The organism is Cellulomonas citrea (genome assembly GCF_009829685.1).
In the GTDB taxonomy this organism is placed as follows: Bacteria; Actinomycetota; Actinomycetes; order Actinomycetales; family Cellulomonadaceae; genus Cellulomonas; species Cellulomonas citrea.
This window is the reverse complement of sequence record NZ_VWSD01000004.1, coordinates 13,283-27,638: the sequence shown is the minus strand read 5'-3', so window position 1 is coordinate 27,638 and position 14,356 is coordinate 13,283. Positions and strand designations below refer to the sequence as shown.

11 protein-coding genes are annotated in these 14,356 nt (G+C 73.9%); 8 read left to right on the top strand and 3 right to left on the bottom strand.

Annotation, left to right across the window (positions count from 1 at the left end; translation table 11 throughout):
- Positions 1 to 64: 64 nt before the first annotated feature.
- The 4 genes from F2B26_RS01170 (at position 65) to treZ (ending at position 7,461) form a co-directional block, all read left to right on the top strand.
- Positions 65 to 856, top strand: a complete 792-nt coding sequence (locus F2B26_RS01170) for a transglutaminase-like domain-containing protein (RefSeq protein ID WP_159805552.1) — start codon at positions 65 to 67, stop codon at positions 854 to 856.
- Between the two features lie 82 nt (positions 857 to 938).
- Positions 939 to 3,179, top strand: coding sequence for a glycogen debranching protein GlgX (glgX, locus tag F2B26_RS01165; protein WP_159805550.1), 2,241 nt, complete (start codon positions 939 to 941; stop codon positions 3,177 to 3,179).
- Positions 3,176 to 5,683, top strand: a complete 2,508-nt coding sequence (gene treY, locus F2B26_RS01160; protein WP_159805548.1) for a malto-oligosyltrehalose synthase — start codon at positions 3,176 to 3,178, stop codon at positions 5,681 to 5,683. The genes glgX and treY overlap by 4 nt, the downstream gene beginning before the upstream one ends.
- A complete protein-coding gene (treZ, locus tag F2B26_RS01155) occupies positions 5,680 to 7,461 on the top strand; it encodes a malto-oligosyltrehalose trehalohydrolase (RefSeq protein ID WP_159805546.1) in 1,782 nt (593 codons plus the stop codon). The genes treY and treZ overlap by 4 nt, the downstream gene beginning before the upstream one ends.
- A 54-nt stretch (positions 7,462 to 7,515) precedes the next feature.
- Here treZ and zapE read toward each other — a convergent pair whose 3' ends face one another.
- Positions 7,516 to 8,607 (bottom strand): cell division protein ZapE, encoded by a 1,092-nt coding sequence (zapE, locus tag F2B26_RS01150; RefSeq protein WP_438939154.1) that lies wholly within the window; start codon positions 8,605 to 8,607, stop codon positions 7,516 to 7,518.
- 66 nt (positions 8,608 to 8,673) lie between these two features.
- Between zapE and F2B26_RS01145 the strand changes: the two genes are divergently transcribed.
- On the top strand, positions 8,674 to 9,159 hold the full coding sequence (locus F2B26_RS01145) for a hypothetical protein (protein ID WP_159805544.1): 486 nt from the start codon (positions 8,674 to 8,676) through the stop codon (positions 9,157 to 9,159).
- Between the two features lie 27 nt (positions 9,160 to 9,186).
- On the opposite strand, the gene F2B26_RS01140 is transcribed toward F2B26_RS01145, so the two are convergent.
- Positions 9,187 to 10,443: a carboxylate--amine ligase gene (locus F2B26_RS01140; RefSeq protein WP_159805542.1), complete on the bottom strand. Its 1,257-nt coding sequence runs from the start codon at positions 10,441 to 10,443 to the stop codon at positions 9,187 to 9,189.
- A gap of 136 nt (positions 10,444 to 10,579) precedes the next feature.
- Between F2B26_RS01140 and F2B26_RS01135 the strand changes: the two genes are divergently transcribed.
- Positions 10,580 to 11,566, top strand: a complete 987-nt coding sequence (locus tag F2B26_RS01135) for a lipid II:glycine glycyltransferase FemX (RefSeq protein ID WP_159805540.1) — start codon at positions 10,580 to 10,582, stop codon at positions 11,564 to 11,566.
- A gap of 33 nt (positions 11,567 to 11,599) precedes the next feature.
- On the opposite strand, the gene gnd is transcribed toward F2B26_RS01135, so the two are convergent.
- A complete protein-coding gene (gene gnd / locus F2B26_RS01130) occupies positions 11,600 to 13,045 on the bottom strand; it encodes an NADP-dependent phosphogluconate dehydrogenase (protein ID WP_159805538.1) in 1,446 nt (481 codons plus the stop codon).
- Between the two features lie 116 nt (positions 13,046 to 13,161).
- Between gnd and F2B26_RS01125 the strand changes: the two genes are divergently transcribed.
- Complete coding sequence (locus F2B26_RS01125) at positions 13,162 to 13,740, top strand: DUF3000 domain-containing protein (protein ID WP_235929426.1); 579 nt, start codon at positions 13,162 to 13,164, stop codon at positions 13,738 to 13,740.
- A 40-nt stretch (positions 13,741 to 13,780) separates the two neighbouring features.
- Complete coding sequence (locus tag F2B26_RS17615; protein WP_159805534.1) at positions 13,781 to 14,308, top strand: helix-turn-helix transcriptional regulator; 528 nt, start codon at positions 13,781 to 13,783, stop codon at positions 14,306 to 14,308.
- Positions 14,309 to 14,356 lie beyond the last annotated feature (48 nt).

The window sequence follows — 14,356 nt, the reverse complement described above, 5'->3', positions numbered from 1 at the left end:
TCGGCGGGGTCCCCCGCGCCGCCCCGCGCGGGCGGGCCCGCCGCACGACTGACAGCATGGCCCGATGCTCCGACAGGTCGCTGCCACGCTCCGGCTCGACGTCGCCCGCCCGACGACGGTCGTGCTGCAGATCGCGGCGGCAGAGCAGCCCGGCCTCGTCGAGTCGATGACGCTCCAGGTGGACGGCACACCCGTGCGGCCCCGCGCGCTGGCCGGCCCGCACGGCACCCGCCTGCACGTCGTCGACGCACCTGCGGGACAGTTCGACGCGACCTACACCGCCGACCTGACGGGTTCGGCGCCACCTCTACCCGCGGACGAGGCGGAGCTGCTCACGTACCTGCGCCCGTCCCGGTACTGCGAGTCCGACACCCTGGGGCCGACGGCCCGCGCCGAGTTCGCCGGGCTGACCGGCGTCGACCTGCTCGCCGCCGTCTCGTCCTGGGTGGGGACGCGCCTGAGTTACGTGCCTGGGTCCAGCGGACCGACGGACGGCGCGGTCCGCACGCTGCTGGCCCGCCAGGGCGTGTGCCGCGACTACGCCCACCTCGTCGTGGCGCTGCTGCGGGCGCTCGACGTGCCGGCCCGGCTGGCGGCCGTCTACGCCCCCGGGCTGGCCCCCATGGACTTCCACGCCGTCGCCGAGGCCCACGTCGGCGGCGGCTGGCACGTCGTGGACGCCACGACGCTCGCGCCGCGCGGCGCCCTCGTGCGGATCGCGACCGGCCGCGACGCCTCGGACACGGCCTTCCTCTCGGTGCACCACGGGCTGGCCACGTTGAGCCACCTCGAGGTGAGCGCCGTGGCGGACACGCTCCCGGAGGACGACCTGCGGGTGCTCGTCGCACTGGCGTGACCCGACGGCCCGCGCCTGTCTCACGTCGACGTCCGGCACCGACCCCCGGGCGGCTGTCGGCGGGGGCTGGCAGGGTGGGGGCATGCACATCTGGCCAGGGCGTCCCTACCCGCTGGGCGCCACGTACGACGGCTCCGGGACCAACTTCGCGATCTTCTCCGAGGTCGCCGACCGCATCGAGCTCGTGCTCGTCGAGCCGGACGGTGCCGAGACCAGGGTGGACCTGCCGGAGGTCGACGCCTTCGTCTGGCACGGGTACCTGCCGGCGATCGCCCCCGGCCAGCGCTACGGCTACCGGGTGCACGGACCGTACGACCCGGCCGCGGGGCACCGCTGCGACCCGTCGAAGCTGCTGCTCGACCCGTACGCCAAGGCGATCTCGGGGCAGGTCGACGGTCACGAGTCGCTCTACTCCTACCGGTTCGCCGACCAGGCGCAGCGCAACACCCTGGACTCCGCCTCGCACACGATGACCTCGATCGTCGTGAGCCCGTACTTCGACTGGGGCCACGACCGCCCGCCCCGGCACGAGTACCACGAGTCGGTGATCTACGAGGCGCACGTCAAAGGCCTCACCGCCCAGCACCCCGGGGTGCCGCCCGAGTACCGCGGCACCTACCTGGCGATGGCCCACCCGGCCGTCATCGGCCACCTGTCGTCGCTCGGGGTCACGGCGGTCGAGCTCATGCCGGTGCACCAGTTCGTGCAGGACCCGTCGCTCACGGCCAAGGGCCTCACCAACTACTGGGGCTACAACACGATCGGGTTCTTCGCCCCGCACAACGGCTACTCGGCGTTCGCGTCCTCCGGCCAGCAGGTGCAGGAGTTCAAGGCCATGGTCAAGGCGATGCACGAGGCCGACATCGAGGTGATCCTCGACGTCGTCTACAACCACACCGCCGAGGGCAACCACCTGGGCCCGACCCTCAGCTTCCGCGGCATCGACAACGCCAACTACTACCGCCTGGTCGACGAGGACCGCACGCACTACTTCGACACCACCGGCACCGGGAACTCGCTGCTCATGCGCTCCCCCCACGTGCTGCAGCTCATCATGGACTCGCTGCGCTACTGGGTGCAGGAGATGCACGTCGACGGGTTCCGGTTCGACCTCGCCGCGACCCTGGCCCGCCAGTTCCACGAGGTCGACCGGCTCTCGGCCTTCTTCGACCTGGTGCAGCAGGACCCGGTGGTCTCGCAGGTCAAGCTCATCGCCGAACCGTGGGACCTGGGCGACGGCGGCTACCAGGTGGGTGGCTTCCCGCCGCTGTGGACCGAGTGGAACGGCAAGTACCGCGACACGGTGCGCGACTTCTGGCGCTCCGAGCCGTCGACCCTCGGGGAGTTCGCCAGCCGGCTCTCCGGCTCGTCCGACCTGTACGAGCACACGGGGCGCCGGCCGCTCGCGAGCGTCAACTTCGTCACCGCGCACGACGGTTTCACGCTGCGCGACCTGGTCTCCTACAACGACAAGCACAACGAGGCCAACGGCGAGGAGAACCGGGACGGGGAGTCGTTCAACCGGTCGTGGAACGGCGGCGTCGAGGGTCCGACCGACGACCCCGAGATCACCCGGCTGCGGGCGCGCCAGCAGCGCAACTTCCTCACCACGCTGCTGCTGAGCCAGGGCGTGCCGATGATCGCGCACGGCGACGAGCTGGGCCGGACCCAGCAGGGCAACAACAACGTCTACTGCCAGGACAACGCCACCTCGTGGGTCGACTGGGACCTCGACGCCGACCAGGTGGACCTGCTCGCGTTCACCCGGCTGGTCATCGGTCTGCGCGCGGCGCACCCGGTCTTCCGGCGGCGGCGGTTCTTCGCCGGGTCGGCCGAGCACGGCGGCGAGTCGGCCCTCGGCGACGTCGTGTGGCTGAGCCCGGGCGGGCAGCACATGGACGCCGGGGCCTGGCAGGGCGACCAGGCGCGGATGGTCCAGGTGTTCCTCAACGGCGACGCGATCCGCGAGCCCGACGCCCGCGGCTCGCGGGTGGTCGACGACTCGTTCCTCGTGCTCTTCAACGGCCACTACAAGAAGGTGCTGTTCACCCTGCCGGGCGCCGACTACGGCACCGAGTGGACCGTCGTGCTCGACACCCATGCCATGCGCAACCGCGGGCGGGTGCACCGGTCCCGGACCCGGCTCACGCTCGAGCACCGGTCCGTGGTCGTGCTCACCCGGCCGCCGGAGCGGCACGCGCCGGCCGTCTCGGGGATCGGGGCCGCCGAGGTGGCGGCGAGCGAGGCCGCCGTCGTGCACGGCCCTGCCGGCGGCGGCGGACGCCCCACCGCGGACGGCGCACGCCGGGCGCCCCTGCGATGACCGGGGAGGCCCGCACCACGTCCGCCCGCCGCCGACCGGCTGCCGATGCCGTCGTGCCGCTCTCGACCTACCGGCTCCAGCTGGGACCGGGTCTCACATTCGACGACGCGGCCGCGCAGGTGCCCTACCTGGCTTCGCTCGGGGTGAGCCATCTCTACCTGTCCCCCGTGCTGCGTGCCGCGCCGGGGTCGACCCACGGGTACGACGTCGTGGCGCACGACGAGGTCTCCGAGGTGCTCGGCGGCCGTCCCGGGCTGGAGCGTCTGGCCGCCACGGCGCATGCGGCCGGGCTCGGGCTCGTCCTCGACATCGTGCCCAACCACATGGCGGTCCCCGTGCCGGCCTGGCACAACACGGCACTGTGGTCGGTGCTGCGCGACGGACCCGGCTCGGCGTACGCCCGGTGGTTCGACGTCGACTGGTCGCTCGGTGACGGTGCCCTCATGATGCCCGTGCTGGGTGACCGGCTCGGCACGGTCCTGGCCCGCGGGGAGCTCGAGCTCGACCTGCTCGACGTCGACGGCGCCGGCCCGCGCCCGGTGCTGCGGTACCACGAGCACGTGTTCCCGGTGCGGGAGGGCACGCAGTCGTTGCCCCTCACCGAGCTGCTCGACCGCCAGCACTACCGGCTCGCCTACTGGCGGGTCGCCGACGAGGAGCTCAACTACCGGCGCTTCTTCGACGTCGACACCCTTGTGGCGGTCCGGGTGGAGGACCCGGAGGTCTTCGACGCCACGCACGGGCTCATCGTCGACCTGGTGCGCACCGGCGTGGTCGACGGGCTGCGCATCGACCACCCCGACGGGCTCGCCGACCCGGCAGGCTACCTGTCCCGGCTGCGCGAGGTCACCGGCGGAGTCTGGGTGGTCGTGGAGAAGATCCTCGCCGGTTCCGAGGAGCTGGCGGGCGACTGGGACTGCGCCGGCACCACCGGGTACGACGCGCTGTGGCGGGTGCAGCAGACCTTCGTCGACCCGTCCGGCGCGGCCGTGCTCGGTGCGCTCATGCACCGGCTCACCGGTGACGCGTCGGACGAGTTCGCGGCCCTCGTCGAGCAGGCCAAGTCCGAGGTGGTCGACGGCCAGCTCTACGCCGAGGTGCACCGGCTCACCGAGCTGGCGGCCAGCATCTGCCGCGACGACCTGCGGCTGCGCGACCACACCTGGCGTGCGCTGGCCGACTGCCTCGTCAAGCTGCTCGTCGAGCTCGACCGGTACCGCACCTACGTGGTGCCCGGGCAGCCGACCCCTGCCGAGTCGATCGAGGCGCTCGAGGCCGCCGCGGCGCGTGCCCGTGAGCACCTCGACCCCGAGCGCGGCGAGACGATGACGGTGCTCGTCGACCTGCTGCTCGGCCGCGAGGTGGGCAGCGCGGGCCGGACCCGGGGGCAGCGCCGGGACGAGCTCGTCGTCCGGTTCGCGCAGACCAGCGCGGCCGTGCAGGCGAAGGGCGTCGAGGACACCGCCTACTACCGCTGGACCCAGCTCGTCGGGCTGTGCGAGGTCGGCGGTGACCCGGCCCGGTTCGCGTTCACGCCCACCGAGCTGGCGGCATGGGCCCAGCACGCCCAGGCGGCGTTCCCGCTCGGCATGACGACGTCCTCGACGCACGACACCAAACGTGGTGAGGACACGAGGGCCCGGCTCGGCGTGCTGTCCGAGCACGCCCGGGAGTGGGCGACCCTCGTGCTGCGGCTGCACGCGGCGACGGCGGCCCGGCGCTCGGCCCTGCTCGACGGGCGCACCGAGAACCTGCTGTGGCAGACCCTCGCCGGTACCTGGACGGCGGACGGCCCGATCGAGCCCGACCGGCTCGAGCACTACCTGCTCAAGGCGGTGCGCGAGGCCCGCTCGCACACGTCCTGGTCGGCACCCGACACGGCGTACGAGCAGGCGGTGCTGGACAGCGCCCGGCAGGCACTGCTCGACCCGACGGTGGTCGAGGCGTTCACCGGGTGGGAGCGGCGGACCCGCAGCAGCGTGCGCGCCGCCGCCCTCGGCACCAAGCTCGTGCAGCTCACACTGCCGGGCGTCGCCGACGTCTACCAGGGGACGGAGGTGTGCGCGACCACCCTCGTGGACCCGGACAACCGTCGACCGGTGGACTTCGACCACCTCCACGGGCTGCTCGCGCGGCTCGACGAGGGCGCGACGCCGCGCACCCTGGACGAGGAGAAGCTGCTCGTCACCTCCCGCGCGCTGCGGGTCCGACGTGCGCTGCCCGAGGCCTTCACCGGCGTCGCGGCGGGCTTCCGGCCGCTGGCCCACTCGGCCGGCACCTGCCTCGGCTTCGCCCGCACCGTCGGGGACGAGGCCGCCGTCGTCGTGGTCGCTACCCGGCTGGCGGGGTCGGTGGAGCGGCTGGGCGGTTGGTCCGACCACACCGTGGCGCTGCCCGAGGGGCGCTGGCACGACGAGCTCACCGGCACCGAGCTCACCGGCGGCCTCACCCCGGTGGCCACGCTCCTCGACCGGTACCCCGTCGCCCTCCTGGTGGCCGGATGATCCCCCGTGTCTGGGCGCCCGCGGCGCGCACCGTCGAGGTCGTCACCACCTCGCGCGTGCCGCTGCGCGCGGAGCCGGACGGCTGGTGGACCGGCGAGGTGGACCTTCCGCACGGCACCGACTACGCCTTCTCGCTCGACGGCGGCCCGGCGCGCCCGGACCCACGGTCGGCCTGGGCACCGCACGGCGTGCACGCCCCGTCCCGGGTGTTCGACACGGCCCGCCACGTGTGGGCGGACGACGACTGGGCCGGGCTGGCGGCACCGGGCGCCGTCACCTACGAGCTGCACGTGGGGACCTTCACCCCCGACGGCACGCTCGACGCCGCCGCGGCGCGGCTCGACCACCTCGTCGAGCTCGGGGTCGACCTGGTCGAGCTCATGCCGCTGGCCGCCTTCGACGGCCGGCACGGCTGGGGGTACGACGGCGTCGCGCCGTACGCCGTGCACGAGCCCTACGGCGGACCTGCTGCGCTGCAGCGCTTCGTCGACGACGCCCACCGCCGCGGGCTCGGCGTCTGCCTCGACGTCGTGTACAACCACCTCGGCCCGTCCGGGAACTACCTGCGCGAGTTCGGCCCGTACTTCACCGACCGCCGCACGACGCCCTGGGGTGACGCCGTCGACCTCGACGGACCGCACAGCGCGCAGGTGCGCCGCTACCTCGTGGACAACGCGCTGCGCTGGTTCGCCGAGTTCCATCTGGACGCGCTGCGGCTCGATGCGGTGCACGCCCTGCTCGACACCTCGACCCCGCACCTGCTCGCCCAGCTCAGTGACGAGGTCGCGGCCCTCGCCGGCGCGCTGCGGCGACCGTTGTCGCTGGTCGCCGAGTCCGACCTCAACGACCCGGTCTGCGTGACACCCACCGCCGAGGGCGGCTGGGGCATGAGCGCGCAGTGGGCCGACGACGTGCACCACGCGGTGCACGCCCTCGTGACCGGCGAACGCCAGGGGTACTACGTCGACTTCGGCTCACCCCAGGTGCTGCGGCACGCGCTTCGCCACGCCTTCGTGCACGAGGGTCAGCAGTCGACCTTCCGTGGTCGGACGTGGGGGCGGCCGGTCCCGGACGACGTCGACGGGCATCGCTTCGTCGTCGCGGCGAGCAACCACGACCAGGTCGGCAACCGCGCCCTCGGCGACCGGCCTTCGGCGCACCTGGCGCCCGCGGCCCTCGCCGGCGAGGCCGCGCTCGTGCTGCTCGCGCCGTTCTCGCCGCTGCTCTTCATGGGTGAGGAGTGGGGTGCACGCACCCCGTTCCAGTACTTCACCGACCACACCGACCCGGTGCTGGCCGCCGCGGTGCGCGAGGGCCGACGGGCCGAGTTCGCCGACCACGGCCTGCCCCCCGCGCCCGGTGCCGAGCCCGTGGACGTCGAGGTGCCCGACCCGCAGGACCCGCACACCTTCGCGGTCAGCCACCTCGACTGGTCGGAGCCGACCGCGGGCTCCCATGCCCGCCTGCTCGACTGGTACCGGACGCTGCTGGCGCTGCGCCGGGTCGTGCCCGACCTGTCCGACGGCGACCGCAGCCGCTGCGAGCTCACCGCTCAGCCGGGTGTCGGGGCCACCGGACCGTTCGAGGGCTGGCTGGTGATGACCCGGGGTCGGGCGCGTCTCGTCGTCAGCCTCGTCCCCGGGCCGACGCGGGTGCCGCTGCCTTCGGCGCCGCCCGGGCTCGCGGTCGTGGCGCAGTTCGGCCCGTCCCGGCTCGAGGTCGGTCCGCGGGGTGCCGAGGTGCTGCTCGAGGGCGCGGGCGTCGCAGTGCTCGTCTGAGCCTGGCTCGGCGCACGGGCGAGGCCCGGCCCCGGATGGCCGGGGTGGGCCGACTCAGTCCTGCCCGGCGGCAGGACGGTCGACCCCGGCGGCGGGGTGCTCGCCCCCGGCCGCGGCCTGCTCGACCAGGACGCGCCCTTCCTCGGCCAGGGCGCCCAGACGCGAGAGCGCGCGGTAGTACTTCTTGCGGTAGCCGCCGCGCAGCATCGCCGGGCTGAACAGCCCGTGCTCCCCCGTCCCGCCGAGCAGCACGGGCACGTCACGGTCGTACAAGCGGTCGACGAGGACGACGAGGCGCAGCGCCACGTCCTGGTCCGGCACCGGCCCCACCGCCATGAGCCCGACCAGCGGCACGTCGTCCAGCAGCGCACCGAACCGGCTCGGGTGCACCTGCGCCAGATGGGCGGTCAGCGCGGCGAAGTCGTCGAGCGTGGCGCCGGGACGCCCCACCACCGCCGCGGCGACATCGGCGTCGGCCAGCGGTGGTTCGTCGGTGCGCACGGCACGGTGCCGGTAGTCCTCACCGTCGATCCGCAGCACCTCGAACCGGTCGGCCAGCGCCTGGATCTCACGCAGGAAGTCCTCCGCGGCGAACCGCCCCTCGCCCAGCGACTCCGGGAGCGTGTTCGACGTGGCCGCCACCGCCACGCCGCGGTCCGCGAGCTCGCGCACGAGCCGGGTGACGATGAGCGTGTCGCCGGGGTCGTCCAGCTCGAACTCGTCGATCGCGACGAGCGAGCGGGCGGCCAGGGCGTCCACGGTCGCGGCGAACCCCAGCGCACCCACGAGATGGGTGAACTCGACGAACGTGCCGTAGGCGGTGCGCTCGACCCCCACGGCGTGCGCGAGCGAGGCCAGCAGGTGGGTCTTGCCCACGCCGAACCCGCCGTCCAGGTAGACGGCGGGCACCGGCTCCCGGCGGGCCCGGCCCCACCGGCGGCGGGCGGGTCGGACGATCTCGTGCGCGACCTCGCGCAGCCGTCCGCGGGCCTGGGCCTGGCTGGGATGGTCCGGCGAGGCCAGGTAGCCGTCGAAGGTGGCGTGCGCGAAGTGCCGGGGCGGCACCAGCTGGGCCAGCAGCCGGTCCGTGGGCACCTGCGGGAACCGGTCGACGAGTCGCGGCACCTGCTCGTCGGGGATCTGCACGGGCCTCAGGATACGAAACCGCGACACCCGCGCGGCGCTCCGCTCTGCGGGCAATACGCTGCAGGGATGACCGACACGATCGTGGTCCTCACCGAGGACTCCCTGGCCGAGGCCGACGTCGCGCACCTGCTCGAGCTGCACCCCGAGGACGACCTCGTCTACCGGGTGCTCGTCCCGGCCGACACCGACCAGCCGCTGCTGGCCACCGTGCTCGACGAGCTCGGCCTCGGGGACCTGCGCGACGCGCTGCGCCGTGCCGCCGGCCACGAGCCGGACCCGAGCCGCGCCCGCGCCACCGCGTCCGACCGGCTCACCCGCACGCTCGGGGCCCTCACCGCCGCCGGCCGCGAGGCCTCCGGCGAGGTGACGCAGGACGACCCGCTGCCCGCGCTGCGCGCGGCCGTCACCGACCCCGACGTGCGTGAGGTCGTCGTCGTGACCTACCCGCACCTCGTCGAGGACACGCTGCACACCGACTGGGCCTCCCGGGCCCGCGAAGAGCTCAAGGTGCCGGTGCTGCACCTGTACTCGGGGACGTCCGAGCTGGGCTGAGCGACCGCGCGACCCGCGGCCGGTGCCTCAGGCGACCGGCCGCGGGTAGTACTGGCGGTACTTGCGCCGGTAGACCTGCGTGATGCCCTCGACCAGCAGCCGCCGCACCGCACCGGCGTCGGCGCGGTACCGCAGCGGGTGCACCAGACGGTGCTCCCGCCGGGCGCGGCGCAGCCGGGTGCGCAGCTGCGGGTCGGTGACGTACCGCAGCAGCAGGTCGAACGGGACCACGCAGTAGAGCACCTCACGCGTGCCGCGCACGACCGGTGTGCTGTGCTTCTCGACCAGGTCGGCGACGACGGCCCGCGCCGGGTTCGCCCCCGAGGCGGTCACGTAGTAGTTGTTGCGCCCGATGCGCGGGTTCATCTCGAAGTACACGTGCCGGCCGGTGCGCGGGTCCAGCTTGTAGTCGAAGTTGGCGAACCCCGTGTAGCCCGCGGCGTCCAGGAACCGGGTCGCCGCGTCCATCGCGTCCTCGTAGGGCTCGGTGAGGATCGCTGCGGGGATGCCGAGCGTGCCGGGGGTGTGCTCCTCAAGCAGCACCCGACCGGTGGCCAGCAGCGTGACGACACCGCGGGTGTCCCGGTAGGCCGTGAGCGAGCGCATCTGGGTCTCGTCGCCGGGGATGCGGTCCTGCACGAGGTAGGTGCCGGTGTACCCGGCGTCCAGCAGCCGGCCCAGCAGGTCGTCCAGCTCGGCCCGGGAGTCGAGGTGGTCCACCTTGTTCTTGCCCGCCATCTGCAGGTAGTGGTGCTCGGCGCTCGACGACGGCTTGGCCACCACGGGGAAGTCGAGGTCGACGACGAGGTCCGCGACCGCGGCCCGACCGCCGGCCGCGCGCAGCGCCGCCAGGTCGACGGGCACCGTGCGCGGCGTCGGGATGTCGAGCCGCGCGCAGATCGCCGCGAAGCCCTCCTTGCTCGACACCTCGTCGAGCACCGGCTGCGTGCAGTACGGCAGCAGGTAGTGCGCCGAGAGCCGCTCGGCGTTCGTCACCACGGCGCGCACGAACCAGTCGGTGTTGGTGAGCAGCACGAGCGTGCGCCCCGGGTGCTGCGCGGCGATCGTCTCGAGCGCGTCGACCAGCACCTGGTCGTCGTCGATCCCCGGCACCACGACGTTGGTGATGAACGACGAGCGCTGCATCGGCCGGGTCGCCACCGCGGAGACGACGACCGCCGGGCAGCCGTAGGCCTCGTGGAAGGCACGCAGGAAGGCGTAGACGCCGATGTCACCGCCGACGGCGACGGGCAGCAGATCGGTGGTGGCGGGGGCGGAAGGCATGCGGGACCGGCTCCGGGGGTCGGGTGGACGGGCGTTGCCAGCGTAGTTGGCACCGCCGGGACCGGGTGCACCGCCGCCCCCGCCCGGGCCGCTCGGTAGGGTGGCCGTCGTGCCTTCTTCCCCGCAGACCGCCTCCATGACCGTCGAGGAGGTGACCGACCGGGCCGCCTGGGACACCCAGGTGCTGGCGCTCGGCGGGCACCCGCTGCAGCTGTGGGGCTGGGGCGAGGTCAAGTCGGCCGGCGCGTGGACGGCGCGCCGCATCCTGGTGCGCGCGGACGGCGCCGTCGTCGGCGCCGCGCAGGTGCTGGTCCGGGCGCTGCCGTGGCCGTTGCGCCGGCTGAGCTACGTGCCGCGCGGACCGGTGCTCGCCGAGGGCGCCGACCGGGACGCCGTCACGGGTGCCGTCGTCGACTGGACCGCCCGCCACGTCGGTGGTGCCGCGATCACGCTCGAGCCGCAGTGGCCCGCCGGCACGACGCTGGCCGTCCCCGGGGCGCGGGCCGCCGCGCAGCGGGTGCTCGTGCCCGACACGCTCGTCCTCGACCTGACCCGCACGCCGGACGAGCTGCAGCAGGCGATGAGCAAGACGACGCGCAAGCAGATCCGCCGCTCGGCACGCACCGACCTGGTCTACCGCGAGGCCACCGACGCCGAGCTGCCCGCCTGCCTCGACGTCTACCACGAGGTCGCCTCCCGGGCCGGGTTCGCGCTGCACCCCGACGAGTACTACCTGCGGGTGCGCGCGGAGCTGGGCGCGGAGCACTCCCCCGTGTTCGCCGCGTTCGACGGCGACCGCCCGGTGGCTCTCCTGTGGTTGGCGGCGTCCGACCGCACCGCGTTCGAGCTGTACGGCGGCGCAAGCCAGGAGGGCCAGGAGCTGCACGCCAACTTCTCGCTCAAGTGGACCGCGATCTGCGCGATGGCCGACCGCGGGCTCACCGAGTACGACATGAACGGCCTGCTCAACGACGGGATCTCGACCTTCAAGCGGTCGTTCGCCGATCACGAGGACCACCTCGTCGGCGCGATCGACATCCCGTTCGGCGCGACCTACCGGCTGTGGACCGTGGCCGCGCCGGCCGGCAAGCGCGTGCTGCGCGCCCTGCGGGGACGGCACTGACCCGTCCCCGCGGCGCGCGGTCTGCGGCCCGGCTCAGGCCTGGCGCTCGGCCCGGTCGCCCGACCAGTCGGTGTGGAACACCCCGTCGCGGTCGGTGCGCCGGTAGGTGTGCGCCCCGAAGAAGTCCCGCTGGGCCTGGATGAGCGCGGCCGGCAGCCGCGGGGCGCGCACCCCGTCGTAGTACGCCAGCGAGGAGGAGAACGCCGGGGTCGGCACACCGTGGGTCACCGCGGCAGCCACCACCCGACGCCACGCCGCCAGCCCGTCGCCGACGACCCGCGCGAAGTACGGGTCGGCGATGAGCAGCGGCAGCTCCGGGTCCTGCGCATAGGCCTGCGTGATCCGGTCGAGGAACTTGGCCCGGATGATGCAGCCGCCGCGCCAGATGCGCGCCATCGCACCGCGGTCGATACCCCAGCCGAACTGCGCCGACCCGGCGGCGATCTGCTCGAAGCCCTGGGAGTAGGCCACCACCTTCGAGGCGTACAGCGCGGCCCGCACATCGGCGACGAACGCCTCGGCGTCCGCCACCGCCCACGGCTCGACGTCGGCCGGCAGCCCCGCACCGGCCGCCCGCTGCGGCACCGACCCCGACAGGCCGCGGGCGAAGGTCGCCTCCGCGATCCCGGTGACCGGGACGCCCAGGTCGAGCGCGGCCTGCACGGTCCAGCGGCCCGTGCCCTTCTGCTCGGCCTGGTCGAGCACCACGTCGACGAACGCCGCACCGGTCACCGGATCGGTGTGCGCGAGCACGTCGGCCGTGATCTCGATGAGGTAGGACTCGAGGTCGCCGGTGTTCCAGTCGGCGAAGATGCCCGCGATCCGCGCGGCGTCGGCGCCCAGCCCCTGGCGCAGCAGGTCGTAGGCCTCGGCGATGAGCTGCATGTCGGCGTACTCGATGCCGTTGTGCACCATCTTGACGAAGTGCCCGGCCGCACCGGGGCCCACGTGCGTGCAGCACGGCACACCGTCGACCTTCGCGGAGATCGCCTCGAGCATCGGACCGAGCGTGCGGTACGACTCGGGGGTGCCACCGGGCATGATCGACGGCCCGTTGAGCGCACCCTCCTCACCGCCGGAGACCCCGGTGCCGACGAAGTGCAGCCCGCGTGCGGACAGCGCCTGCTCGCGCCGTGCGGTGTCCGGGAAGTGCGCGTTGCCGGCGTCCACGACGATGTCGCCCGGCTCCAGCAGCTCGACGAGCTCGTCGATCACCGCATCGGTCGCGGCGCCGGCCTTCACCATGACGACCACCGTGCGCGGACGCTCCAGGGACGCGACGAAGTCGGCCATCGTGCGACCGGGCACGAAGGTGCCCTCGTCGCCGTGCTCGGCCACGAGCGAGGCGGTCTTCTCCCAGCTGCGGTTGTGCAGCGCGACCCGGTACCCGTGGCGGGCCAGGTTGCGGGCCAGGTTGCGCCCCATGACCGCCAGCCCGGTGACACCGATCTGGGCCTTCACGCCGTCCTGCTCGACCATCGGGGTCCTCTCCAGCAACCGGACGCGACCCGGTTCGCCGGCCGCGCATGACGAGCGGCCACTGTAACCCGGCGCGCCGAGGACCTGGTGGGCGGGCCCGTGCGTACGCTGCCGCCGTGAGCCGCCCGGAGGACAACCCCGCGCAGTTCGTCCGCGCGCTCCGCACGTTGCGAGGGGTGCCGGTGCGGCCCGAGGTGGTGCTCGACGAGGTGCCGGGCCCGACCCGGATCGCCCCCTTCTCCGCCGCGCTCAACGCCGAGGTGCGGTCCGCCCGTCGATCCGTGGAGGCGACCGAGCTGGCATCGGGCCGGTTCGTCGTGCTCTACGACCCGGCCGGGCAGGAGGCGTGGGACGGCTGCTTCCGGCTCGTCACGCTCGTGCGGGCCCCGCTGGAACCGGAGGTCGGCACGGACCCGTTGCTGGCCGAGGTGGCCTGGAGCTGGTTCCTCGACTCCCTCGAGCACGCCGGTCTGGACCCGCACGCGGCCGGCGGCACGGTGACCCGGGTGCTCTCGCAGACCTTCGGGTCGTTGGCCGAGCGGGAGGAGCAGACCGAGCTGGAGATCCGGGCCTCCTGGACGGCCCGGGACGAGGACCTCGCCCCGCACCTGGTCGCCTGGACCACGCTGCTGTGCACCGCCGCCGGGCTCCCGCCGCTCCCCGATGGGGTGGTCGCCCTGACCCCGAGGACCTGAGACCCTTCACTCCCGCGGCCACCCGGCCGATGACACTGACGTGACCTTCGAGCCAGTGCAGACACCGGAACGACGCTACGGCGCCGCCCGGGCCGGCCGTCCGCTCCCGAGCGCACGGACGGCCCCCGAGCAGCCCACCCGAGCGCCGTCCTGCGTCACCGTCCAGGACATCGCCGACAGCGAGGGGCGGGCCCTCCTCTTCGCGCTCCGCCGACGCGGGGTACCGCGCGCCGTGGTGCTGGCTCGACGGGCGTCCCGTGACGAGCTGTCCGTGCTGCTGTCGGGCGGGGTGCGCGGCGCGGTCGCCGGTCAGCTCCTGCCCAGCCTCGTGCGCCCCGCGCAGGTGCCGCAGACCCGGCCTCGACCGAGCCTGCCGGAGCTGTCCGCGCGCGAGCTCGGTGTGCTCCGCCTCGTCGCCGAGGGGCGCAGCAACCGGCTCATCGGCGAGGACCTGGGCCTGTCGGCGCTCACGGTGAAGAGCCATCTGGCGCGCATCTCCCGCAAGCTGGGCACGGGCGACCGGGCGGAGCTCGTGGCCATGGTGCTGCGGGCCGGCGTGCTGCAGTAGGGACGTACGCCGCCTCGACCCGCAGTGCGCCGCTCCCCTCACCTCGAC

Bases quoted from the DNA above. Each gene is read 5' to 3' on its own strand.
- F2B26_RS01170 (WP_159805552.1), top strand. From the start codon at position 65: ATGCTCCGACAGGTCGCTGCCACGCTCCGGCTCGACGTCGCCCGCCCG.
- glgX (WP_159805550.1), top strand. From the start codon at position 939: ATGCACATCTGGCCAGGGCGTCCCTACCCGCTGGGCGCCACGTACGAC.
- treY (WP_159805548.1), top strand. From the start codon at position 3,176: ATGACCGGGGAGGCCCGCACCACGTCCGCCCGCCGCCGACCGGCTGCC.
- treZ (WP_159805546.1), top strand. From the start codon at position 5,680: ATGATCCCCCGTGTCTGGGCGCCCGCGGCGCGCACCGTCGAGGTCGTC.
- F2B26_RS01145 (WP_159805544.1), top strand. From the start codon at position 8,674: ATGACCGACACGATCGTGGTCCTCACCGAGGACTCCCTGGCCGAGGCC.
- F2B26_RS01140 (WP_159805542.1), bottom strand. From the start codon at position 10,443: ATGCCTTCCGCCCCCGCCACCACCGATCTGCTGCCCGTCGCCGTCGGC.
- F2B26_RS01135 (WP_159805540.1), top strand. From the start codon at position 10,580: ATGACCGTCGAGGAGGTGACCGACCGGGCCGCCTGGGACACCCAGGTG.
- gnd (WP_159805538.1), bottom strand. From the start codon at position 13,045: ATGGTCGAGCAGGACGGCGTGAAGGCCCAGATCGGTGTCACCGGGCTG.